The organism is Monoglobus pectinilyticus (genome assembly GCF_002874775.1).
Lineage (GTDB): Bacteria > Bacillota > Clostridia > Monoglobales > Monoglobaceae > Monoglobus > Monoglobus pectinilyticus.
Genome location: NZ_CP020991.1, coordinates 1,619,204 through 1,644,056 on the forward strand (window position 1 = coordinate 1,619,204; position 24,853 = coordinate 1,644,056).

A 24,853-nucleotide genomic window follows, 5' to 3' on the forward strand; every position below is an offset into this window, starting at 1 on the left:
AGCGGCGGGAAGAGCAGACTATAAACATATTTGGGTGAATGGTTGTTATGAACAGAGTTAGATCAAGAATAAACAGAAGACGAAGAAACACCATTATTATAATAGTTATTATAGCTGTTTTAGCTGCATTTTTAGTTCCTTATTGGACTGAACCCGGGATTCCGGTATTTATGTACCATTGTGTGGCGGATGAACCCAGGGGCGGAGATGAAAATTTATATTGCCGTCCGGCTCAGATAGAGGAACAGTTTAAATACCTTAGCGACAATGGTTATACGACTTTGTTTGCTGACGAGTATGAACAGGCTTACAGCACTTATAAGCCTGTTATACTTACATTTGACGATGGGTATGAGGATAATTATATTGAATTGTTTCCGCTTTTGAAAAAGTACCATATGAAAGCAACAATATTTGTTGTTTCCTCATATGTCGGAACTAAAGGATATCTTTCGGAAGGACAGCTGAAAGAAATGGTTGGCAGCGGTCTTGTAAGCATACAGAGCCATACGGCTCATCATGTGGATTTATCCAATGAAGATAAAAGTCATATGGATCAGGAATTCAGAGAGTCGTGCGCGGCTTTAGCTAAGATAACCGGTAAAAATGTCACAACTATTTCGTATCCAGGAGGTTACTTTAACGATAAGGTCTTGAATGAAGTTCAAAGGTATTTTACATACGCATATGCGATAGACACAAATGAATATTCAAAAGATAATCATTATGAAATATCAAGAGGCGGCGTGTATAGAAATACTACTTTGGAATCGTTTTCTATGGCGCTTCGCACCTATTCACAAAGACGCCTTATCAGAGAGATGTTTAAATTAAAGCATAAGATTTTTGGATAACTATAATGCAGAGACTATAGCGGTCTCTGCATTATTTATATTAAAATATTCCGCTTGCAGATACATTGGAATTGTTTATGTAAATGAAAAAGTATGTTAATTATATACTTTAGTCTTATCAAGGCTTAGGAAATAAGTCTGCGAGTGATTAAAAAACAAAAGCACTCACCGATTTAGGTGAGCGCCTTTGCACTTATCTTAAATAATATATCATTTTGATCTGTTTGTCAACAATAAACGGGTTAAATATTGACGCAGTCAAAAATACAGATCAAATTTTCTCCGAATACTGGTGTTTCAAGGTGTTGTGTTTTCTTGAACATTAATTGTTATTTAAAGCTTAAGCGGAAGTTTTGCGGTTACAGTTTCTGACTGCTGCTGCATGGTGATTTACAGATTGCTTATAAATCAGACTACGCCCAAAGACTGTTGTAAACCGTTTGCAGAAATTTGCATAACTTGTAAAACACAGAACTGTTTATTAATTCAATAAATTAGTGATTGCTGAGGCAGACTTTTTGTTATTAAAGCTTATCTATGATATTGCCATACATAAATTTGTTTTAACGTTATAAATATATGGCTGCACATAAACAGCTTTGCAAAGGTATCAGCAGCGTATAATGATTCAATTAAATATTACTTGACCAAAAAATCTTTTCTTTAATTTCTGGGATTTTTAAAGATAAAAATTTATTTTTGAGGTTATTGGGATAAATTTGCTGCTTTCAAAAAATATTGGTCTAATACAAATTGAATATACCTAAATCTGACATCGGCGGTATAATCGGATTTAGGCGACGCTGTTTCAACACAAAGACTTAACAATAACCAACATACAAACACTTGATGTTGAATAGGTTAATAAATCTCCGCTGTAGCTCAAAATAATCTGGTTCTCCTTTTATTATGAGCAGCAGAAAACTTTTCGTCACAAGACGACTATTTTCGCCGCTCAATGTATTCTATGAGGAAAAGCCGTAAATGTGTATTATTTATTTGATAAATTATAAGATAAAAATAATTATATAAATTTATAATATTTAACAAAAGTCCTCCGTTTAATTAGAAACGGAGGACTTTGCTGACGAAAAACGTCTTAAAAAGGGGGAATTATATATTTTTATTATATTCTTTTGTAATTATAAAATCAACTATTAACTTAGTATTTTATATATAAAGATGATATTACTGTATAATAGATAAAATAATCAGTTGTTTAGAAAGGATGTTATAAATAACATATATTTTGCAAAGCAAAATGTAGAAAATAAATAAGTAAAAACTATTGACCTAAAACATAAATTATGTTAAAATATTTAAGTCATGTTAAATCGGGGCTTTAGCGGTGCCTTGTAACCCTCAATCCGCTGTAGAGGGGATGAAAACTTGCCATGAGGGATATCTTTGTTTGGTCTGCCTCGCATAAGTGGTGTTGACGGTTTGGTCTTACGCAATTGGAACCTGTGAACCTCGTCAGGGCGGGAACGCAGCAGCGATAAGCAGTCATTCTGATGTGCCGTAAGGGTGCCAAACTTGAGCTAACTGTGGGAGTAACGCTTGTAAAGCTATTTCGAATGCAAGCACATGGCTTTTTTATTTATCTGTGCTTTTTAAAAGAGGTGAAGGACAGGTGTCCGAAAAATACCAGGCTTTATATAGAAAATGGAGACCTATGACGTTTGACGACGTTGTAGGACAGAATCATATTACGGAAACGCTGAAACATGAGCTTGCTTCTGAAAAAATCGGGCATGCCTACTTGTTTTGCGGCACTAGAGGCACGGGAAAAACAACAACAGCGAAAATATTCTCCAGAGCTGTAAACTGTGAAAATCCTAAAGACGGAGAACCCTGTAATGTGTGTGATACTTGCAAGGGTATTATCGACGGCAGAATTATGGACGTTTATGAGATGGACGCTGCCAGCAATAACGGTGTTGACGCTATACGTAACCTGCGTGAAGAGGTGATTTATACGCCGGCCGGATGTAAGTATAAGGTATATATAATAGATGAGGTCCATATGCTTACGATACAGGCGTTTAATGCTCTTCTTAAAACTCTTGAGGAGCCTCCTGAACACGCACTGTTTATTTTAGCGACGACTGAACCTCAGAAAATACCGCAGACAATTTTATCCAGGTGTCAGAGATACGATTTTAAAAGAATCGGCGTTGATGATATTGCCGGGAGATTAAAAAAAGTAGCGGCTGCCGAGGGGATAAATGCTACGGAAGACGCGCTTGAACTTATTGCGGAAATCGGCGACGGTTCAATGAGAGACGCGCTAAGCGTTTTAGACAGATGTTCTGCTTTTGGTGAAGAGCTGCGGCGTGAAAATGTTTCTGAAATAGTAGGAATAGTTGACGAGAGAGTTTTGTTTGATATAACTGAGGATGTTATTTCAAATAATGTCAGCGGAGCTATTGCGAAACTGGACGGACTTTTGAATATGGGTAAGGATGTTCTGACATTCTTTGAGGATTATATAGAACATCTTCGTTCTGTACTGCTCTGTAATGAGTGTGAAAAACCGGAAAAGGTGCTTGAAAAGTCGCCGGAGGCGATTGAAAAATACAAATCTCAGGCTGAAAAACTTACTGCAACGCAGTTGATTTATGGAATAACTGTTCTTAATGAATATCACGGCAGGGCAAAGTCTATGGCTATTCCTAGGATTGCGGCAGAAGTTGCTTTGATAAAATTCTGTAAACCTAAATATAGTTCTGAGGTTGATGCGCTTAATGCGCGGATTGAAAAGCTTGAGCAATTGGTTGGAAGAGGAGCTGCGGCAGTTCAGCTTCCTGAAATTAAATCTGAAGCAGTACATCATGATAAAAATCCTGACGCACCGCCATGGAACGTTCAGTCTGAAAATAAAGATATAGATTCATCACAAAAAAAGGAAGAACCCAAATCTGCTACTTCGACTGAAATTAATAATATGGCCTGGGATATGTGGCCTGAGGCGCTGGAAGCGATAAAGCAAAGCAGCAAGAGATTGTATATGTATCTGTATAAGGCGGAAGTCACATTGAACGGTGATACGGTCGATATTGAAGTAGGGCTGAAATCAGCATATGATTCAGTTGCAACGGCTAACGGTATAGATTATCTTTCTGAGTTGTTTTCGAAGGTAGCAGGAACAAATTTGCGCGCCAGAGTGTTTATGAAAGGTGAACATTCAAAGAAGGAGCAATCCGGGAGTCAGGCTTCGATAATGGATATAGTGAACAAGAAAGAGCAGTTTGGAGATATAATAAAGGTGAAAGGAGAACAATAACGATGGCAAAAGGATTTCCAAGAGGAATGGGCGGCGGAATGGGCAATATGAACCAGATGATAAAGCAGGCTCAGAAGATGCAGGAGCAGATGGCAAAGATGCAGGAAGAGATGGAAACAAAAACTTTTTCTGCTGAGGTCGGCGGCGGAGCCGTTTCTGCAACAGTTAACGGAAAGAAAGAACTTCAGGAGATTATTCTCAAGGAGGAAGCTGTAGACCCTGATGATATAGAGATGCTGCAGGATTTGATAGTTGCGGCTGTGAACGAGGCTATGAGAAAGGCTGATAAGGACAGCGAGACGCAAATGAACAGCCTGACCGGAGGAATAAATATTCCCGGACTTATGTAATATTTTATAATAATACTTATCCCCCGACGTTTTATATTTCGGGGGCTTTTTATTTTAATCTATTAATTTTGTATATTTATTCACAAATCGAATGTTGTCGAAATATATTGTAATGTAGAAGATTTTTAAAATGGCGGTTGAAAACTTCTGTTTGTTATGTTAGAATAGTTTGCAATGGTAAATTTATATTCAGAATTAATTCTGAGTTTAAAGGTTTATCATTTTTGGAGGAATTTGTATGGAAATATATTTTGACAACAGTGCCACCACCAGACCATATGACGAGGTGGCTTCGGCTGTCTTTGATACTATGAGCAATAACTACGGCAATCCGTCATCCTTGCATAAGCTGGGCATAGAGGCAGAGCGTGCCGTAAAAACAGCAAAAGAAAGAGTTGCCGCAGGTATAAAAGCAAACCCATCTGAAATTTTATTCACATCGGGAGGAACCGAATCTGATAATATCGCATTGTTCGGAACGGCCTCTGCAAACCGCGGAAGACACATAATCTCTACGCCTTTGGAACATCCGGCTATTATTAACACTTTAGGCGAATTAAGAGAGAGGGGATATAAGATAGATTATACTCCTGTTGATTCAAGTGGAAAGGTGATTTTAAAGGATTTTGAAAGGCTTATTCGGCCTGATACTTTTTTGGTGACAGCTATGATTGTCAATAATGAGATAGGTACTATTGAGCCTATAGCTGAAATGGCAAAGATTTTGAAATCTGTAAATCCGAGAGCTGTATTTCATACTGACGCAGTTCAAGGATTTGGGAAAGTTCCGATTAACGTAGACGCGTTAGGCGTCGATTTGGTTTCATTAAGCGCACATAAAGTTCACGGTCCTAAGGGAATGGGCGCGCTTTATATCCGCCGCGGAACAAAAATAAAACCTATAATATACGGCGGAGGTCAGCAGCAGGGTATGCGTTCGGGAACTGAAAACGTACCCGGCATGGTAGGTTTTGGTATTGCAGCTAAAATTGCTACAACTGACCTTGGCAAGAAAATCGAGAGGATGTCTGCACTTAAAGAAAGATTAAAAAACGGAATTTTAAATTCTATAGATAACGTTAGAATAAATACGCCTGATAATAATGCGCCTCATATATTGAATGTATCATTTGGGGGAACAAAGGCCGAGGTTGTGCTTCATTCTCTTGAGATGCAGGATATATTTGTATCCAGCGGAAGCGCATGCAGCAGTCATAAAAAAGAACCAAGCTATGTGTTAACTGAAATCGGTGTTCCAAGAAAGATGATAGATGGAAGTATTCGTTTTAGTCTTTCAGAATTTTCAACTGAAGAAGATGTTGATATTACTATTGAGGCACTAAAAAAGATAATTCCGAGATTAAGAAAGCTAAATTTAAAATAATAATTTTATATTAATAAATATTTTTCTACTTTAAGATAAAAATATAGAATGGAGATAAAAATGCAGAAGATAGATTTAATTTTATTAAAGTACGGAGAGATTGCTCTAAAAGGTCTTAACCGTCCCTTATTTGAGCAGAAGCTTATTGACAACATCGCGTCTGCAACGGCTCCGATTGGTAAATTCAGTATCAAAAGGGCGCAGTCTACTATTTATGTTGAGCCGCTTGAAGACGGTATAGATATGATGGAAACCATAAAGCGTCTGCAAAAGGTTTTCGGCGTAGTCAATATCTGTCCGGCAGTTCGCTGTGAAAAAAATATGGACAGCATAAACAAGACTGCTGTGGAATGTATGAAATCTATTGACTGCGCCGGAAAGACGTTTAAAGTAGAATCAAAACGCGAAGACAAGAAGTTTCCTTTGAATTCGCCTCAAATCAGCAGGGAAGTCGGAGGGGAAATATTAAAGAATGTTAAAGACTTGAAAGTTGACGTGCATAATCCGGACATCACTGTTCAAGTGGAAATCCGCGGTGACGCGTATGTTTTTGCGGAAAAATTCAGCGGCGCAGGCGGTATGCCGGTCGGCAGCAGCGGGAGAGCTGCCTTGTTGCTCAGCGGAGGAATTGACAGCCCGGTAGCGGGGTATATGATTGCAAAGCGTGGAGTAACTTTAGACGCGGTGTACTTCCACAGTCCGCCTTATACGAGCGAGCGTGCAAAAGATAAGGTGGTTGATTTAGCGAAAATAGTTGCCCAGTATTCAAGGGGTATAAAGCTGTATGTTGTGCCGTTTACAGATATTCAGCTGGATATAATCGAAAAGTGCCCGAAAAATTATCTGACGGTTATCATGAGAAGAATAATGATGAGAATAGCTGAGAAAATTGCTTTGTCAAACGGCGCGCAAGCGCTTATAACCGGAGAAAGTATAGGGCAGGTTGCAAGTCAGACTATGGAAGCTCTTTACTGCACAAATTCAGCTGTAAATCTTCCGGTATTCAGGCCGTGTATCGGTATGGATAAAGAGGAGATAGTGAAAATTTCAAAGCAGATAGACGCTTATGAGACTTCAATTCAGCCGTATGAGGATTGCTGTACTATATTTGTACCAAAACATCCTAAGACGAAACCAAAACTTGATGAGATAGCAGAGGCTGAGAAAAATCTCAGCGATATTGAATTTATGATAAATGAGGCTATTGAGGGCGCTGAAGTTTTGTATATTAATTAAGCCAATTAGATTGGTTTAGAATAACTTATGGAAAGAGGAGTTTAGATGACATTTGAGTTATTGTCAGTGGGAACGGAATTGCTGCTGGGGTCAATAGTAAACACTAACGCCCAATATCTTAGCAGAAGACTGAGTGAATTGGGTTTTAATGTATACTATACTACGGTGGTTGGAGACAATCCGGACAGGCTGAAATCGGCGCTTGAGATAGCTGCCGGAAGAGCAGACGCTGTGATTACTACCGGAGGTCTTGGCCCTACAGTTGACGACCTCACGAAAGAAACCATAGCAGAATACTGCGGTTTGAAATGTGTTATGGATGAAGAAAGCAAGGAGCGGATAATAAATCGTTTTCATAAAGGCAATTCATATATGCCTGAAAATAATTTCAAGCAGGCGGAGATGCCTGAGGGATGTATTATTTTAAAAAATGAGAACGGCACAGCTCCAGGTGCGATAGTTGAGGGAGAAGACTGCATTTTTATAATGCTGCCGGGACCGCCCAGCGAGATGAAACCCATGTTTGACAATAGCGTTATACCATATCTTGAGAAATATTCTGACGGTGTGATACGTTCTAAATCTTTGCTGGTATTTGGGTATGGCGAATCTGCGGTTGATGAGATGCTCGGGGATTTGATGAACAATTCTAAAAATCCAACTGTTGCGCCGTACGCCAAAACAGGGCAGGTGGAACTGCGTATTACCGCAAAGGCTGATACTGTTCAAGAAGCAAAAGAAATGTTAAAGCCAATGGAGGAGAAAATTATATCTATACTCGGAGACAAGGTTTACGGCAGAGGTATAGATAATTCTATGGAGAATGTTGTGGTTCAGCTGCTGCGTGATAAGAAGCTTAAAGTTACGTGTGCGGAGAGCTGCACTGGTGGTATGGTTGCGGAAAAGATAACAAGTGTTCCGGGAGCTTCTGAATGTTTTGACTGCGGTTATGTAACATATTCAAATGAGCAGAAGACAGAGCTTTTGGGAGTGAGCGCCGAAACACTTAAAAGCGTGGGCGCTGTATCAGAGGAAACGGCTTTGGAAATGTCAAAAGGCGCGCTAGAAAAATCAGGAGCGGATATTGCTGTTTCAATAACCGGAATAGCAGGGCCGGAAGGCGGCACCGATGAGAAACCAGTGGGGCTGGTTTATATTTCTGTGTGTACTGAAGATTTTCATAAGGCGTATAAATTTAATCTCACAGGTGAAAGAGGGATGGTGCGCGAGCGTGCCGCTCTATATGCGCTGGATTTGATTCGGCGCTGCGCCTTGGGGATAATAGATAAAGAGGCTGAATATATTTGGTGATAAATTAATAGGAGATGGGTTTTCCATCTCCTATTAATTTTAATAAAGTGTTTTATTTTTTATTTAATGCGCTTTAGAATATTTGTTTATCTGTATTCCGTGGCTGCGCGCCTTACGAGGCGTACTTCGTACGCACATCACAACTAAGTCTGATTATTATATGACAACTAAGTTAATTATTGGCATTTATAGTTTATATCACACTATATGGTTTATATAACATACACTTTTATTTAAAAGTGTAGCCACAATTGACATTGAAGGTTAATCAAAACAAGTTACTTTGAATCACACCCGCCCTACGGACAGGGGCACAGACATTGTAGGTTTATCAAAACAGTTCACTTTGTATTACACACACTTTAAAAAAGTGTGGTAACAGCCCTTCCGATGCTTGCAAAACCAAATTTTTTACATTCTTTTAAGAATTTTTATTGCATAAAATCTTTTTCCTGTCTAGTTTTTTATTGACTTTGCTTTGTTGACAATAATATGTTTTAAATATAGTGAAAATAGAAATATGTGATGATAGTGTCAGCGGCTAAATGAACATCGGCAGGCCGGACACAGTCCGCCGCGTTAGGTGAATTTTATCTCCGCCTTCTTATGAAAGCGGAATATAAAGGTGAATTTGTCTGTACAAAAATTTGTGTTAATAAATAATGTTGTTTGTTAGAGTGTATCTTATTTTGAGTTTATCATTCGGTCTATAACGGTCACCGCTTCATCTCTTGTTATATAGTCGTTAGGTCTAAATGTTCCGTCTTCGTATCCGTTCATGTATCCGCAGTTTGTCATTTTTGACACCGGTGTGTAAAACCAGTCGTTAAAGTCCAAATCATTATAATTTACTTCAGACTTATCTGTTACTTCATATATAAATTTTGAAAAAACAGCGGCAAACTCGGCTCGGGTTATATTGTTGTCAGGAAGAAATGTCTTATCATCATAACCTTTCATAATTTGTTTTTCGTAAACTGAAATTACTGAATCATAAAACCAGTCGTCTGTTTTAATATCTTTAAATTTATTTTGATTTACAGGCTTGCGTTCATCGACAAGCAGACGTGAAATAATTTCAGCCGTTTCGGCTCTTGTTAAATATCTATCCTGCGGAAGCGTATTATCAGTGTCACCTTTAATGTATTTGCCGGGGTTCTCCTTTAATCTTGGCGTAATTTCAAGAGTGTTTGCATTTGCATAATAAGCAAATTTAAACTCGGCGTTATCCGCCGCTTTTTTGCTTAAAACAGCAAAGATTCTTTTTTGGGCTGTAAGCTCGTCTATCAGTCCGGCAAATTGTTTCAAGTCTTCCACAGTTGTTGAAATCATTTCATCCCGGACTTTTTTAATGTCGCCGTTTGTTTTGCCGGTCAGCGCCATAGTCGCTCCATATTCAGAATTATTATAGTATTCATCATATTCTTTTACTACAGGAACGATTATCGCGTCAAGCTCTTTTTGCGTCATGTCCAGAGATTTTAGATAATCGTCCATTCCATCCCATATCTTTATTGCCAAATCAATATCCGTAAGACTGGCTACTGAACATACCATACCGGAGTCATCAAAGGAAACGCCGGCTCCGTATGCGCCGTATTTACCCCGCATTGTTGGGAGAATGTATTTTGTTGTGAGAACTTTTGCGAGAACGTTCATTTTACCGGTGTAAAGATTTTTGCTGAAATAACCTGCCTGCATAAAATGGTTTGAATCTTCAATATTAGTTATCGCGGCCGCGGAATAGCAGCCAACCGGCAGATTTATATGAGAGTTTTCAGCTTGTTTTGAATCTTTAAAATATTCACAGACAGCAGTCTTAAAATCATTGTATCCATTTCCGCCGGCATATTCAACTGTTGGAGCGGTGTTTAATATTATATTTTGTACCATGTCTTTAAGCCTTGTCAATATTTGCGGAGCATTATGTAAATTGGTATTTTTCAAAAAGTGATAATAAGGCACTGAACCTTGTCCGATACTGCCGCGGGTTGATGAATATAGTCTTTTTTCTGCGGATTGTGAGGAGTGCATTAACTCGTATGAAAGATAAAAAGGGTCGCGGTATCCATTTTTTAAAATCTCATCGGGAGCTGTTTTGAGATACTCTTCAAAATCGTTTTGATTCCAAATAGAGTCGTTATTCAAAAATTCTATCACTTTTTCAAGCAGCTCAGTAATTTCATTGTCTGGCGAAGACATGGAAATTATTAGCTGTGGGTCAAATTTATTTTCATCATTATAACTTTCCATCGATAGTATATCAAAATATACATTTGAAATATTTAACTTTTGAGCTTGCCTTGTCAAAAGTGAGTTTAGCAGCTGGATGTAATTTAAATCTGAATCTTGAATAGGGAATAACAGACTGGCTGTTGAGGAATCGGTTGATAGTTTTTCAGTATAATAAAACGGAATATTTTCAACGTTTTCATATTTGGGTTCATAGTATTCAGGAGCATTTTTAACTTCATCAAGCGTAAGAGAAGGGATGCCGGCGATAACCTCAGGCGAGTCGGGTTCATCCACCCAATTATTGAAGTTTTCCGTATCATTTTTTATCTTTTCTATCTCCTCAGAACTTAGTGACAGCGTATCGTCGTATTCGGGCGATTTGTTTCCATTTCCGGATATAACTATCTTGCTGTACGGATTTTGAATGAAATATTTATCTAAAATTACTCTAAAGAACTCAGGATTCTCTTTTAAATATTTTTCTGTCTCTGATATGCCTGTATAATAGAACGGGTCATTTTTATATATAATTCCGTCAAATAATGTGAGGTCCGGCGCATAAATATAGGGGTCTTTTCGGTTTGATATGTATTCGCCAACTGCGCTGTTCAGTTCGCTGCAGTCAAATCCCTTTTCAGAAAATTGTTTTAATATTGCATTATAAGTGTTGATTATATTATCTTTTTCGTTTATAGGTATTTCAGTAACCAGCAGAGCTGAATTTGATATACCGCCGCTGTTGCCGCCGGTAACAAAAGTCTTATTGTTTACTTCATTCATTTTTTGCAGTATCAGGTTGAAAATTATTTCTCTTGCATACAATTCCTCATTGCCTTCAGACATCATAGCGCCGGAAGACATAAATCCAATATCAACTGTTTGAGTATCAGCGGTGATATTATATTCGCTTATCTGATTTTCAGGCAGTTGTTTTGCGTCATTAAAGGCTATATCAGGCTTTTGATTTGAAAATCCATTAAAAAAACTGTCTAAGAGTTTCAGAGTAGTTTTTATATCCTGCTTGCCGGAAATATAAGTCATACTGTTTGACGGAATATAATAGTTGTGATAAACCCGCATTAAGTCGTCATAACTTAAAGTTTTTATACCCTCAGCTGTACCGCCGCTGTTGAATGACGGGGGTGTGTTTCCATAAATTTCAGTATATAATTTATCGGATAAAAAGTTTATTGAGTTTTCGGTGCTTTCTAAGTTCTTTATTTTAAGCTCATTGTATACAACCCCATTATATTGTACTTTTCCGTCAATGTATTCAAGCCTTATTCCCTGCTGTTTAAAAATATTTTCATCTTTTAATAACATAGGATGAAAAATTCCGTTCATATAAACATCAATAAGATTATAATATTCCGTTTTGTTTGCAGTCTTTATAGAATAATAAGTGCAGTCGTCAACTGTGAAAGCGTTTATTATTTCTGCGAGAGAGTTGCTGTTTAGATAATTCATTATATTCTTGGTCGGATATTTTTCACTGCCGCAGAGCAAACTGTGTTCCAAAACATGATTTGCACCCTTATTATCAATCGGCGGCGTCTTAAAGCCAATAGAAAATTCCAGTTTTTCGGAGTCGTTTTCAAGAAACACGACTTCGGCGCCTGTTTCTGTATGCTTATAGTAATAGGCTTTTCCGTTTAAGTCGGAAATATCTTTTGTGTCCAGCAGTTCAAATCCTGTTTCATCATCTAATGCGTAGGCAGGACTTAATCCTATAAATATTGAAAAACATAGCAGTATTATAAAAGTTTTTGTCAGTTTCATATTATTTTCACTCCTGTGCGTCTATTATTTCTTTTGCCATATTTATGAGTTCGTCTTTAGTGAGTTCAGAATCAGCGGCGCAAATGCTGTAGTTTAAGCCATTATATTCAAATGATAGGATTTGTACGTCAGATATTTTTATTTCGGCGCTTCCATAGCTAAATATATATTTGCCTGATTTTTCATCCTTTTTATCCTGCTCAGTTAATTGATAGTCTCCGGGAACCAATTTGTTTGTATATGCAAAATATTTTATATCGCTTCCTTTATATGTTTCTGCTGTGTCAGAATGGTTACTTTGATTTCCCGCAGTTGATTTGTCTATATCAAGAGAAATCATGTCTTCATTACGTTTGTAATGGCAATTTAGTGATTTATAGCTTTCAAAAATCCTTCCGTCTTCGCTGTAATCCTCGTTCTCAACAATATAACCGCTGTCAAAGGTATATCCGTTTGAAAAGTTATTTAGAATTTTTGGAGAGATACCAATATCATCTTGAAGCGTTTCTGCTGTTGGAACGCTGTTATATGTCGGTATATTTGAAGATTGAGCGCCTCTTGAGGTGATTAACACATTTGCCGCCCATACAGAGAGACTTAAAAGCATAACCGCCGCCGCTGCAACAGCGGCTATTTTTGATATTTTTAAATGCTTTACTAATTTAACAGAATTTTCAGCCTCTGTTATCAAATCATCATCTATTAATCCAATTGTTTTGTATAGCTCTTTTTTATTCATAATCTAATTCCCTGCCTTTCCAGGTAAATTTTTAATTCGTTTCTAAGTCTCATTAAGATAGACTTTACTTTGCTTTCTGAGAATTTGTAATCTTTCGCTATTTTTGAAATTGAGTCTGAATACCAATACCGCTTTACAAATATAACTCGTTTGGTTAAACTTTTTGTTTTAAGAAAATGACTGATAAATTCTGCAACTTCACGAGCTTCATATTTTTCCTCCGGCGTTTCTCCGCCTGATAATATATTTTCAAGTTCGGATAATTCAGTTTCAAATTCACGGTTGCGCATTGCCGCTGAATAATAGTCATATTTGTTGAGCGCTATATTTCTTGTTATACGCCCAAGAAAAGCGGGCAGGCAGCGTGGTATTTGAGGCGGAATCTGATTCCACGCCGCATAATATGTATCGTTTTCGCACTCCTCCGAGTCGGTGATATTTTTTAAAATGTTGTATGCTATAGAATTTATCAGCCTCCCATACTTGGATGATGTTTCAGGGATGGCGGATTCATCCCTATTAAAATATAAATCTATTATTTTTTTGTCGTCCATGGTAAGAGCTCCTTTTTATTTTTCTGCCTCAAATCTATAGTAAGAAAATGATAATGCTTGGTTGCATAATTTTGTAAATTAATTTGTTTCCGAATCTATTTTATTTTTTGATTATGATGTGTCTTTATTTGAATATTGTATTTTATTATCGCCTAAAAGTCTATCAAAAAACAACTCAATTTTAAATTTTATTCTCCCTGGCACTTTTTGTCACTTAATATTTATTATAATGACTATAGGTCAATAATTTAAATAAATAATTAAAATCTGAAAGGAGAAAAACATGCCGAATTTAACTACGCCTATACCTCCAAAGCTTACAGGAGCTGCAGGAGATGATATTAAGGCAATAAAAAAATGGGGGACGGCGCTTATTGATGAGCTAAGCTATATTTTCAATAATTTGGACGCCGGAAACGTGTCGGAAGCGGCAAGCGTAAAAGCTGAAAATATTGATACTTCAAACGCTAAAATACAAAATGCTCAGATTGGAAATCTAACTGCTGATAAACTCAGGACGGGTCAGCTCAACACTAATTTAGTTACGGTTGAGAGCGACTTCGGGAATCTCAGTATGAGCGGAAGTTCTATAATAATAAGCGATAATAAAGAGGAGCGTTTTAAGGTTGAGTATGACCCGGATACAGGTCTGTTTAGTTTTGTAATTAATAACTCAGAAGGAAATCCGACTGTTTATATAAACAGTTTTGGCAACGCGGTATTCAGCGGACGTGTTGACAGCTCTGAGATATTTTCTTCAACTATAGTAGGGACAGACAGTGTTTCATATCTGCAAAAGAATGGCGGAGTTTTTGCGGAGATGGATACAAAGGGTATAAAAATACTTCAGGATAAAAATCAAAAACGGCTGCAAAAGCTGGGAATGTCTGTTGGTGATGACGGAACCGCTTACATAGTCTTAGGTTCCGGCGACGGTTCGGGAGAGGTTACTATAAACGGCGTTAAATACTCAAACGGCAGTTTTGTTATACAAAAAAACTCGACATATTCATCCTTTGGGACAGTGGGAGGCAGCACAGTTTTATCTTTTATGGATGACGGCGATTTATGGATTCGAGGCGATAGAGTATTGATAAACGGAAGAGACGTATTGAAAGAGATTGATGAAATTAAAAAACAAATATAAATAAAAAGGAGTAAAATTTATGAAAAATGATAGGTACAGCGGAAAAATAAAATTAGAATTTTTTGGAAAGGTTCAGGAGTATTTTAAAATTTATAGGGACAATAAACAAGAACTGGATCACAGAATCATTGATAACAACAGGTGGTATAAGAGCCGTTATAATTCCGACCCTGATGCGGTGATACCGGAGCCAACAACACCTTACTTATTCAATGTTATTGCAAATAAACATGCCGATGCTATGGATAACTATCCTGAACCAAATATTTTGGAAAGAAGCGAGGAGGATACTCAGGTTGCTGAAAAGCTGACAAAAATTCTTCCTATGCAGCTGGATTTGTGTGATTTTAAAAGAACTTACAGCAGGGCTTGGTGGTATAAGCTAAAAAACGGAGCTTCCTGTTATGGCATATTTTATAATCCCGATTCCGGCAAAAATGGCGATATTGATATAAAGCGCATAGACCTTTTAAATATGTTTTGGGAGCCCGGAATAATAGATATTCAAGACAGCAAGTTTGTATTTCTGACAGCTCTTATAGACCGTGAAGAGCTGAAAGTTAAATATCCTCACATGGCGGATAGGTTTACCGGCGGAAACTCTATGGACATACTTACATATGACGATGTGTTAGGAGGACCCGACCAAAATATTTTAAGGGACAAGTGTTTGGTTGTAGACTGCTATTATAAGAAGACGGACGGAGAAAAACAAACTGTGGAGTTATTAAAATTTTATGATGGAAATATTTTGGAAGCATCTGAGGATATAGGGGAAGACGGTATTTATGACCATGGCATGTATCCTTTTGTGTTCGACGTTTTGTATCCCGACGAAGATAGTCCGGTAGGGTTTGGATTTGTTGATATAGTGAAGAACCCTCAGTTATATATTGATAAGCTGGACGGGCTTATCAGCCGAAATGCTTTGATATCCGGAAAAACCAGGTTTATGGTTAAAGATAACGGAGGGTTGAATGAGTATGAATTGTCTGATTTAAGCCGTGATATTATTCACGTTGCCGGTTCGGTAAGCGACGAAAATATCAGGGAACTGCAGGCTAAGCCTATGCATAGCTTTATTATTCAGCACCGTCAGAATAAAATAGAGGAGCTGAAAGAAATTGCCGGAAACAGAGATTTTCAGCAGGGAGATACGCATGGCGGAGTTACGGCATATTCCGCAATAGTGGCGCTTCAGCAGGCCGGTGAAAAACTCGCCAGAGATATGCTGGTAACAGGATATGACGCGTTTAGAGATATTATTTATTTTTGTATTGAGCTGATGAGACAGTTTTATGATGACCCGCGTTCTTACAGAATAAACCGCAGCAATGGAAAAGGCGAGTATGTAACATTTTCAAAGGATGATTTGGAAAATGGTTATCATAGGGCTGAGTTTGATATATCTGTGAGCGCTGAAAAGAATAACCCTTACAGCAGAATAGCCCAAAATCAAACATTAACGGAGCTTTGGCAGATGGGGATATTTGACCCGAAGCAGGCGGACGCGTCAATACTAATGCTGGAAGCCATGCACTTGGATGGAAAGGAAAAGATAATTGAAGGACTTAAAAATTTAAAGGCTGAGTATGAAGAAAACATAAATACGGAGCTTGAAGTTAATGGTGAAAAAATAAAATCACCGCAGCACAAGCCGGCTGCGGTGGGTGTAAAAACTGCGAATATACAAAATGCAACACAAGTTTCGTAATCACAATATTACTTTCCCGAATGTATAGATAGGTTCAGAATCATTGAAAAATATGGGAGTATATCTGGGATTGATTGAAGTTAGACACGGACGGCCGTTTATTTTATCAAGTTTTTTACAATATGCGTCACCATTGTATAGAAATATTCCTATATCTCCAAATCCTATGTGAGGCATATATTTGATATAAACTATTTCACCGTCACAAATATCCGGTTCCATGCTATCGCCTGAAATACGTATTCCGGCGTCTGCTTCAGGAGGAGCGGGCAATTCCATTACTTCCATATCATCATCGGTTATATAATTGCCCAGCCCGGCCGCTGCCGGCTGCATGTATACAGGTATAGGCCGCATTCTGTTATGAAATTTAATAACTCGTTTATCCAAATATTTGTTGTATTCATAATTTAAACAATTAAGTACTGCTTCAAAATTTTCAGGGTCACGAGAGATTTCACGCAGTTTTGTGATAGCTAGATTGAGTTCAGTATTGTATTTAAATTTGTTGTATTCAGTATTTGCGTCGCAAAAAAAACTGTATACGTCATCAATGTTATATTCCCGGCAGAGTTCAAGAAATGTTTTGACGTCCGGTTCGGAAATGCCATTTTCCCAAGCGCTGAATCTAGCTTGTTTTATACCAAATTTTTCATAGACCTGTTTTTGGGAAAGTCCGGAATTGTATCGTGCCTGTTTGAGTTTTTTACTCAAGTTTTTATTTGCCATATAATCACCTCCTGTCATAATATATCACATTTTGTAGAATTAATCAAGGAATAAAATCGAAAAATTTGTTATTTTATCCTTGACAAATAAAAAATTTGTTATATAATGGTTGTGATAACAAAAAAATTGTTGGGATTTGGTGTTTATGGTAATAATGTGTAAGTAAAAAATCTTAGTCTTATATTTTAAATCAGGTATTTATAAACATTTATATAAGATAAGCAATTATTTTTTTAAAAGCAATGTGAAAATAAATCACAAAATTTAATAAGAAAGGAATATGAATATGACGCATCCCGACATAAAGTATATAGAACGTTATGGTTATACCAGAGGGGAGCTGGAACGCGGCAGGCCGGTCGGTATATGCCTGTTTTGCGGCAGTGAGGTTTTTCAGGGCGATGAGGGGTTCATCAAGAGCTTTGACGGTTTGTTTTGTAATATTGAATGCTGCCATAACTACTATGAAATTGATTCACAGGAGTAAATGTGAATAAAAGAAAGGAGAATATATTATGAAATTTTCAAATGCAGACCAAGTCAAAAAGTGGCTGAGATTGCTGCCGGTTGCGAGAAAAGAAATGAATGCAAAAATAAGTTTTTATAATCAGCTAATAAATGATTTTACAAGAGTTGAATATACTGAGAATGAAATAGTGAGAAATGGATTATCGAAAAATACATATAAAGGTGAAATTAACAATGTTCATTTTTACCGTTCTCAGATTGAGGAGTGCAAGAAAAAATATGATAAACTGCTGAAGGATTGGGAAAGACTTTCAAAATTGTTAGACAGCGAAGAGATAACATTAATAACTGAAAAATATTTGAAAGGCAACAGTTGGGACTCTATGGAATTCGTTATGTTTTACAGCCGCCGCCAATGTTTCAGAATACTTGAAAGAGCGGCTGAAAAGTTAATAGGCGAGACGGTTGGAGAATAATATGGCAGAGTTTGTTAATGAGAATCATAATAATAAAAACGACCAATCCAAAGAATATATAAATAAAGATTTAAATAATGGGGAAATTACAAATGTTATAAAACAGAGCGAGGAAGTTAACAGAGCGATGGAAGCTTTAAATAAGATACAGGAACTGCTCTGCTGCGGAGACAAAAGAATTGAATTATCTGCGGCTAAGGAGATATTAGGTCAGCTTGGTATGCCCGGTGAACTTGGGGGAGAAAATGAAATAACAAAGCTTGAAGTTGAAATAAAGGTTATATAGGATGGGGTATACAATATGGATTCAAAATTAAAGCTTGAAATCACAAAGACGCAGCTTAAATTTATAGAGTCAAAAGCTGATGAAGTGCTGTTCGGCGGCGCGGCCGGAGGCGGCAAGTCATACGGACAATTAGTTGACGCTTTATTATTTGCCTTGAAATATCCCAGAAGTATACAGCTGGTATTGAGAAGAACATTTCCTGAACTTGAGCATTCTTTAATAATGAATTCTCTTTTGATATACCCTACCAGCGTGGCTTCTTATAAGGTGAGTTCCAGAAAGTGGATATTTAAAAACGGCTCGGTCATCGAATTCGGATTTTGTCAGTCTGAGACGGATGTGCTGAGATATCAGGGAGCTGAATATGACATAGTTAGGTTTGACGAGCTCACTCACTTTACTGAGAACCAATATACATATCTTTTATCGCGCGTCAGGGGAACAAACGGGTATCCAAAACAGATAAAATCCAGCACAAATCCCGGCGGAATAGGGCATAATTGGGTCAAGCGAAGATTTATTGACGGATATGAGCCAGGGGTTGAGCATAAAACTGAATTTGATACTAAACGATTGTTTATTCCGTCTTTTGTTCAGGATAATAAATTTTTGATGAATTTGGATAAAGACTATATAAAAAGGCTTGAACAGCTTCCTGAAAACGAACGCCGGGCGCTTTTATTCGGAGAATGGGATATATTCGACGGTCAGGTGTTTACCGAATGGAAAAACGACATAAGAGGCTATAAATCAAGAAAATTCAGTCATGTTATAAAACCGTTTGAAATTCCGAAAGAGTGGAGAAGGTTTAGGGCGTTTGATTTTGGTTATTCCAAGCCTTTTGCGGTATCATGGTATGCTGTGGATTATGACGGCAGAGCATATAATTACCGTGAGTTATACGGCTGTGCCGGAAAGCCTGATGTTGGAATAAGATGGACGGCGCAGAAAATAGCCGATAAGATACTTGAACTTGAAGAAGATGAGACAAAAGCCGGATGTAAGATAACCGGAATTGCGGATCCGGCAATATGGAACGCTACAGGAAGCGCAGAGGGGAGTATTGCTGAGATGATGGAAAAACGCGGAGTATATTTTGAAAAAGGGAAAAATGACAGACTGGCAGGAAAGATGCAGGTGCATTACAGGCTGGCTTTTGACGCTGAAGGTTTTCCAATGCTTTACTTTTTTGAAGGCAAATGTTCAAACATGATAAGAACCTTGCCGGAACTGAAGTATGACAGTATAAACCCTGAGGATGTTGATACAAAACAGGAGGATCATTTATATGACGCGCTTAAATATTTCCTGATGTCAAACCCTATTACTCCAAACAATTTTGATACTTCTGATAATATTGAAGAGTATTCTCCTATATGGACTGAAAAAAACAGTTCTTTTGAAAGATTTATAGTATAAAAGGGTTGTAATATTTTAGGAATAATGGTATTATAACTTTGATATTAATTTTTGTTTGGAAATTGTAAACATGGAGGATTAAAACCGTATATGAAGAGTTTGGGAATAGATTTCGGAGATAGCAGAACTGGCTTTGCAGTATCTGATGAATTGGGGTTCGGCGCCGGCACTTTGGATAATTTTAAGTCCGGAAGCATTTATAAAGTTGCCGAATATGCCGCTAAACTTTCGAATGAGTTAGGAGTTTCCGAAATTGTAGTTGGGTTTCCAAAGAACATGAACGGTACGGTTGGGGAACGCGGAGAAAAGACTAAAATGTTTGTTGAAAAACTGGAAGAGTTGGTAGATGTGCCCGTTATTCTTTGGGACGAAAGGCTTACTACCGTTTCAGCTCATAATTTAATGAACGTTACAAACGTCAGAGGAAAGAAACGAAAAGAGTCTGTCGACAGTATTTCCGCCGCCTTTATATTACAATCGTATCTGGACAGCAAACGTTGAGAAAGGAGCAGTAAAAATGTCAGATGAAAATAAAGATGTAATGCAGGAAGAAAATCAAAATATTTTAGAATTAGTAGATGAGGATGGAAACACGGTGCCTTTTGAGCATTTGGATACTGTGCAAATTGACGGCGAGGATTATATAGTGTGTATTCCATATAATGAAGAAGAGGAAGAAGTTACAGAAATCGTATTGTTTAAGATAGATAAGGCTGCCGAGAGTGAGGATTGTTTGTCTCAGGTTGTAGATGAAAATTTGGCGGAGAGAATTTATCAGGAATTTAAGAAGCGTAATGCGGACCAATTTGATTTTGAAAATTAAATAATATATAAAAGCGGCCTTTTATAAGCCGCTTTTTGTTATTCAAATAAATTCGATATTTACAATCCTGTTTTGCTCGTCCCATGTAACTGCAGCTCCGAAAGCCTCCGATACAGCTCTGAGCGGTAACATTGTATGGTCGCTTAACAGTATAGCAGGTGCGTCAAGTTCAATTTCCCAACCGTTTTTAGTCATTTTATTATCATTGATTTTTAGAGATATTTCGGTGCCGTTTTTCTTTGCGGTTACTGTCTCATTTGTCTCGTCCCAAATTACTTCGGCTCCCAAAGTTTCAAATATAGCGCGCATTGGAACCATTGTTCTGTCGTGAATAATAAAAGCAGGCTGGTCTGAAATTAGTTCCTCGCCATTTATAAATACAGGAACTTCAGGGTAATTGACTGTTTGATTTGAGTCTTTTGAATTATAAGTTATTTTGAAATCTTTTGAGTCAAGTTTTTGGCTTGAAGAATATTTTTCAACCGTTAATGTATGCGTTCCTTCAGATAAGTTTGACGAATCAAGAGTAAACTCATAAGGAGGATACATTGTTTCATAGAGAGAAACGCCGTCTATTAGGTATTTGACGTTTAAATACAACGCTTTGGGTTCATAGGCGTAGGCGGATAATTTAAGGCTGTCTTTAACTTCTATGTCGTGCATTTCGGGATACTCGACAGGAGAAAATCCCGGATATCCCTGGATGTATGGAGGGGTTGAAACCGCCGAATTAACTATTGAGTAAAGTTCCGGCGAATCACTCATGTTATATCTGTAAAAATCCAAATCCACGTTATGGTTAAAGCTTACGTTTATTTTAATCTGCGGAAACACTCTCGGAATCTCATAATAAAATTTTCTAAGCTGCTGTGCTGCCCAGTCAACATATTCAAAACCGTTTATGTAGTCTTCACGTCCGGGCATTTCGCCGTAACCTACACCGCCTTCAGTTATGACAACCGGCTTTTTTATGTTATATGTTTCCATAAAATCAGTTATTACTTTAGCTCCTATTACAGCATTGCTGTAGTCGCCGGCTACGAAAGAGACGCTGTTTGACCATGTTGTCTGTGCTTTACTTCCCTGAAAGTATGGCATTACATATAAACTCATACCAATCCAGTCTGTATACTCATCGCCGGGATAAAAATCTATCAGTCTTAAATCGACTGAACCAACATTATTCGGCGCCCAAACAACCGCAATATTATCCTTTGTGTGGGCATAGTCGGCTACATATCTGAAAAGCTTTATAAAGCTTTCAGGATGAGTAAAATTATCGTTTATATTAAACTCTTTGCCAAATACCAAAAGGCTGTCATTACCGTCTGAGGCTATGTTATCGACAGTATTTTTAATGTAGTTTTCATAGTCTGCAGGTTCAATAACTTCGTCTTTTAATGCACAGTTCCAATTATAAAGTCTGAATTTTCCGCTTCTTTCGGCATATTCAGATATTTCAGCTCTTTCGCATACGTCATTTGTTAAAGTCGAATCAAACCAAAAATATTCAGTGTCTATAGTGTTAGGAATCGAAGAATAAGACACGTCGTGGGGGGTACCATGGTACACCCCACTGCCGGGTTCAAACTTTGCTCCGTAAAAACATCTGTTTTCGGTTTTTGCCTCATAGTATATTCTGAAATCCGGCGTCTCGCAGAGCTTACCCATTCTGCTGACCGTTTCATCCATTATACTCTCGCATTGCACCGGTGTGCAAAAAGGTATAATAAACAGTAAAAACAGTGATATACCGAGAGAGCGTCTAAGAAAGTTTAAAGTTTTTTTCATATTATATATCCTAATAACTAAGTTTATCTTATGCAGTCTGTACGTTTTGGCTGTTATCGCGTATACCGCGGAGATACTCATAGAAGTTTGTATAAGCGGTATTTATGTATGGCGATAGGAAGATGTAGCCAATACCTAATGTGACAGCGGCCAACAAAATCCATCCGATAAAGCTTAGGCTAAGTACAAATAACTTCCACTTATAACCTTTCATCATTTCTTTGCTGGCTCTCAGAGCTTCAAGAGCGGTCATATCATCATTGTCCGCAAGCAGATAAAAAGCCTGTGAGTATCTGTATGACGCTATGATGCCGGGGATAACCAAAAGCAATGACCATAGGAATGTGAATATCCCGATTAAGAGCATAAGCAGGAAAGAACGCATTATTGTATTAAATCCATAAGAAAATCCTGTAAATATGTAGCTGAACTCCGAGTTACCGGTTCTTACAAGGTTCAGGAGATACTTGCTCATACCGTACGTCATACATCCTGATACAAACAGAAGGACAATAGTGCCGATTAATGAGTAGGATGTTACAAATATAAACGTTCCGGCTGATACATTTGAGCCCATACTAATCAAATTCGCAGTCATTTGCGCAGGAAAGTTTACTACAATGCTGACAGCCATAACTACCAGAGTTGCAACAAACAATGCAATTATAGCCTTGCCCCACTTACCGCGAAGCTGATTTAAAGATAAATTTTTAAAATCTTTGCATGTCATAATTCTTACTCCTTTTTATATTATAATATATTTTTTTATTCATTTTTTACAGGATTTTACAAAGAAATTATACCATGATACAGGATATTTATCAAGTTACTTTTTTATTACGCGCGGCGTGTTTTTCAATTCAATAATTGATATAAATTGTATCTAATATTTCTTGTTCAGTGCGTAGTCTTTTTTGCTTATCTATGTATATTTAAAATTATCATGAATATGATTAAGAGATATAATTCAGACAAGCGTGGAGGAGAAGAAATGATTGAGAGAAGCTACAAGGCAAGAAAAATTCCGGAAAAACATCAGTACCGGGCTGTTGTTATCGACGGACATAAAATTATAAAAACAGCAGTTTTTTTAGCGGCTGTCGGAGTTATTGTCGGCGTTATAATAACATCGTTTTCATATACTAAAACAGCTGTTCCGACAGCGTCTCATGTTACGGAATCGCAATCTGCGGAGGTGGCTCAGGAAAATGTAAAGCAGGACAGCGAAGAAAAATCTGAAGAAAGGTCTGATAAAAAAATAAATATAAAGGAGTCATTTGATTCAGTTTTAAAAACTGCCTGTTCATACATATTAGGGTTTGACCCATACAATATTAACGGGGCTTTAGCTGCAGAAATTCATGGAGCCGATATGGTTAACAGTTATGAAATGGTTCAGAAGTCTTCTGAATTTGACGAAAGCAATGTTGTCCCGACAGAGGAACCTCGGCCAACACCGGGAGCAGAATCGTCGGCCGACGGTGAGAATCAGGCGGACATAAAAGCGATAAATGCAGGTCAGAACGCAAACAGCAACTCCAATGAGATTAAAATAGGGAACCAAACTTCATACGGCGTAGATATAAATAAAATGCTGAGCGAACCGCTTGATATTGATATGAGCGTCGACGGTCCGAAAGTTCTGATAGTACATACACATGCGACAGAGGCATATGCTCCTGAAGGAGCTCAAAAGTATAACCGCGAGGAGAGCGACAGGAGCATGGAGAATACTGAGAATGTCGTAGCGGTAGGCAATGAGGTTACTGAAATATTTAACAGCCGCGGCATTGAAACCTTGCATGATACAGCGCTGCATGATTATCCGTCATTTAACGGAGCTTATGCAGACGCACTTTCGTCTATTGAGTGGTATTTGTCTGAGTATCCAAGCATACAGGTTGTTTTTGACCTGCATAGAGATTCAATAGTTTATGATGATGATACAAAGGCAAAAGTGGTTACAAAAATAAATGGTAAAAATGCGGCTCAACTAATGTTTGTTGTAGGCACTAACGAAAAAGGGCTGTATCATCCGGACTGGCGCGAGAATTTGAAATTTGCACTGAAACTGCAGGATAAAATAGACCAGAAATACCCTAACTTAATGAGGCATGTAAACTTAAGGCAGGAAAGGTTTAACGGACACACAACCCACGGAAGCCTTATCATTGAGATGGGGTCAAGCGGAAACAGTTTAGAGGAGGCTAAGTACGGTATGAGCTGTGCCGCTGAATGTATAGCTGACTTCTTAAATGAACTTAAATAATAA

The 24,853-nt window shown here is 37.7% G+C and carries 21 protein-coding genes and 1 other RNA gene; 16 read left to right on the forward strand and 6 right to left on the reverse strand.

Going from position 1 to position 24,853, the window contains the following annotated elements; genetic code table 11:
- Positions 1-47 precede the first annotated feature (47 nt).
- From B9O19_RS07050 to B9O19_RS07080, 7 genes are all read left to right on the forward strand, one after another.
- Positions 48-854 carry a polysaccharide deacetylase family protein gene (locus B9O19_RS07050; protein ID WP_158648933.1) on the forward strand — a complete coding sequence of 269 codons (807 nt, stop codon included), beginning with the start codon at positions 48-50 and terminating at the stop codon, positions 852-854.
- A gap of 1,324 nt (positions 855-2,178) precedes the next feature.
- Positions 2,179-2,445, forward strand: an RNA gene (gene ffs / locus B9O19_RS07055) — signal recognition particle sRNA large type.
- Positions 2,446-2,487: 42 nt separating this feature from the next.
- Complete coding sequence (gene dnaX, locus B9O19_RS07060) at positions 2,488-4,140, forward strand: DNA polymerase III subunit gamma/tau (protein WP_154058633.1); 1,653 nt, start codon at positions 2,488-2,490, stop codon at positions 4,138-4,140.
- Between the two features lie 2 nt (positions 4,141-4,142).
- The gene (locus tag B9O19_RS07065) at positions 4,143-4,490 is read left to right on the forward strand and encodes a YbaB/EbfC family nucleoid-associated protein (protein ID WP_102365758.1); all 348 of its coding nucleotides are present in this window, start codon (positions 4,143-4,145) and stop codon (positions 4,488-4,490) included.
- Positions 4,491-4,728: 238 nt separating this feature from the next.
- Positions 4,729-5,874, forward strand: coding sequence for a cysteine desulfurase family protein (locus B9O19_RS07070; protein ID WP_102365759.1), 1,146 nt, complete (start codon positions 4,729-4,731; stop codon positions 5,872-5,874).
- 60 nt (positions 5,875-5,934) lie between these two features.
- Positions 5,935-7,110: a tRNA uracil 4-sulfurtransferase ThiI gene (thiI, locus tag B9O19_RS07075; RefSeq protein ID WP_102365760.1), complete on the forward strand. Its 1,176-nt coding sequence runs from the start codon at positions 5,935-5,937 to the stop codon at positions 7,108-7,110.
- Positions 7,111-7,155: 45 nt separating this feature from the next.
- A complete protein-coding gene (locus B9O19_RS07080; protein ID WP_102365761.1) occupies positions 7,156-8,421 on the forward strand; it encodes a competence/damage-inducible protein A in 1,266 nt (421 codons plus the stop codon).
- A 684-nt stretch (positions 8,422-9,105) separates the two neighbouring features.
- On the opposite strand, the gene B9O19_RS07085 is transcribed toward B9O19_RS07080, so the two are convergent.
- Genes B9O19_RS07085 through B9O19_RS07095 form a run of 3 tightly spaced genes read right to left on the reverse strand, consistent with a single transcriptional unit; the run spans position 9,106 to position 13,728 of the window.
- On the reverse strand, positions 9,106-12,435 hold the full coding sequence (locus B9O19_RS07085) for an S-layer homology domain-containing protein (protein WP_102365762.1): 3,330 nt from the start codon (positions 12,433-12,435) through the stop codon (positions 9,106-9,108).
- 7 nt (positions 12,436-12,442) lie between these two features.
- On the reverse strand, positions 12,443-13,174 hold the full coding sequence (locus B9O19_RS07090) for a hypothetical protein (protein WP_102365763.1): 732 nt from the start codon (positions 13,172-13,174) through the stop codon (positions 12,443-12,445).
- Positions 13,171-13,728, reverse strand: coding sequence for an RNA polymerase sigma factor (locus tag B9O19_RS07095; protein ID WP_102365764.1), 558 nt, complete (start codon positions 13,726-13,728; stop codon positions 13,171-13,173). The genes B9O19_RS07090 and B9O19_RS07095 overlap by 4 nt, the downstream gene beginning before the upstream one ends.
- A 283-nt stretch (positions 13,729-14,011) precedes the next feature.
- Here B9O19_RS07095 and B9O19_RS07100 point away from each other — a divergent pair, with 283 nt between their 5' ends.
- Together B9O19_RS07100 and B9O19_RS07105 are read left to right on the forward strand one after the other, a co-directional pair.
- Positions 14,012-14,875 carry a hypothetical protein gene (locus B9O19_RS07100; RefSeq protein ID WP_102365765.1) on the forward strand — a complete coding sequence of 288 codons (864 nt, stop codon included), beginning with the start codon at positions 14,012-14,014 and terminating at the stop codon, positions 14,873-14,875.
- 19 nt (positions 14,876-14,894) lie between these two features.
- The gene (locus B9O19_RS07105) at positions 14,895-16,589 is read left to right on the forward strand and encodes a portal protein (protein WP_102365766.1); all 1,695 of its coding nucleotides are present in this window, start codon (positions 14,895-14,897) and stop codon (positions 16,587-16,589) included.
- Here the strand turns inward: B9O19_RS07105 and B9O19_RS07110 are convergent, their stop codons facing one another.
- Complete coding sequence (locus B9O19_RS07110) at positions 16,590-17,318, reverse strand: XRE family transcriptional regulator (protein WP_158648934.1); 729 nt, start codon at positions 17,316-17,318, stop codon at positions 16,590-16,592.
- Positions 17,319-17,604: 286 nt separating this feature from the next.
- Between B9O19_RS07110 and B9O19_RS07115 the strand changes: the two genes are divergently transcribed.
- The 6 genes from B9O19_RS07115 to B9O19_RS07140 all read left to right on the forward strand — a co-directional run bounded on the left by B9O19_RS07115 (position 17,605) and on the right by B9O19_RS07140 (position 20,790).
- Positions 17,605-17,805 carry a hypothetical protein gene (locus tag B9O19_RS07115; protein WP_102365768.1) on the forward strand — a complete coding sequence of 67 codons (201 nt, stop codon included), beginning with the start codon at positions 17,605-17,607 and terminating at the stop codon, positions 17,803-17,805.
- Between the two features lie 28 nt (positions 17,806-17,833).
- Positions 17,834-18,262 carry a hypothetical protein gene (locus tag B9O19_RS07120; RefSeq protein WP_102365769.1) on the forward strand — a complete coding sequence of 143 codons (429 nt, stop codon included), beginning with the start codon at positions 17,834-17,836 and terminating at the stop codon, positions 18,260-18,262.
- 1 nt (position 18,263) lies between these two features.
- Positions 18,264-18,548 carry a hypothetical protein gene (locus tag B9O19_RS07125; RefSeq protein ID WP_102365770.1) on the forward strand — a complete coding sequence of 95 codons (285 nt, stop codon included), beginning with the start codon at positions 18,264-18,266 and terminating at the stop codon, positions 18,546-18,548.
- A gap of 15 nt (positions 18,549-18,563) precedes the next feature.
- Positions 18,564-19,967 carry a terminase large subunit domain-containing protein gene (locus tag B9O19_RS07130; RefSeq protein WP_102365771.1) on the forward strand — a complete coding sequence of 468 codons (1,404 nt, stop codon included), beginning with the start codon at positions 18,564-18,566 and terminating at the stop codon, positions 19,965-19,967.
- Between the two features lie 90 nt (positions 19,968-20,057).
- Positions 20,058-20,468, forward strand: coding sequence for a Holliday junction resolvase RuvX (gene ruvX / locus B9O19_RS07135; protein ID WP_102365772.1), 411 nt, complete (start codon positions 20,058-20,060; stop codon positions 20,466-20,468).
- Positions 20,469-20,484: 16 nt separating this feature from the next.
- Positions 20,485-20,790 carry a DUF1292 domain-containing protein gene (locus B9O19_RS07140; RefSeq protein ID WP_102365773.1) on the forward strand — a complete coding sequence of 102 codons (306 nt, stop codon included), beginning with the start codon at positions 20,485-20,487 and terminating at the stop codon, positions 20,788-20,790.
- A 42-nt stretch (positions 20,791-20,832) separates the two neighbouring features.
- On the opposite strand, the gene B9O19_RS07145 is transcribed toward B9O19_RS07140, so the two are convergent.
- Positions 20,833-22,581 (reverse strand): stalk domain-containing protein, encoded by a 1,749-nt coding sequence (locus B9O19_RS07145; protein ID WP_158648935.1) that lies wholly within the window; start codon positions 22,579-22,581, stop codon positions 20,833-20,835.
- A 28-nt stretch (positions 22,582-22,609) separates the two neighbouring features.
- Positions 22,610-23,311 (reverse strand): DUF975 family protein, encoded by a 702-nt coding sequence (locus tag B9O19_RS07150; RefSeq protein ID WP_102365775.1) that lies wholly within the window; start codon positions 23,309-23,311, stop codon positions 22,610-22,612.
- Positions 23,312-23,572: 261 nt separating this feature from the next.
- On the opposite strand from B9O19_RS07150, the gene spoIIP reads away from it, so the two are divergent.
- The gene (gene spoIIP, locus B9O19_RS07155) at positions 23,573-24,850 is read left to right on the forward strand and encodes a stage II sporulation protein P (protein WP_158648936.1); all 1,278 of its coding nucleotides are present in this window, start codon (positions 23,573-23,575) and stop codon (positions 24,848-24,850) included.
- The last annotated feature ends 3 nt before the right edge of the window (positions 24,851-24,853 follow it).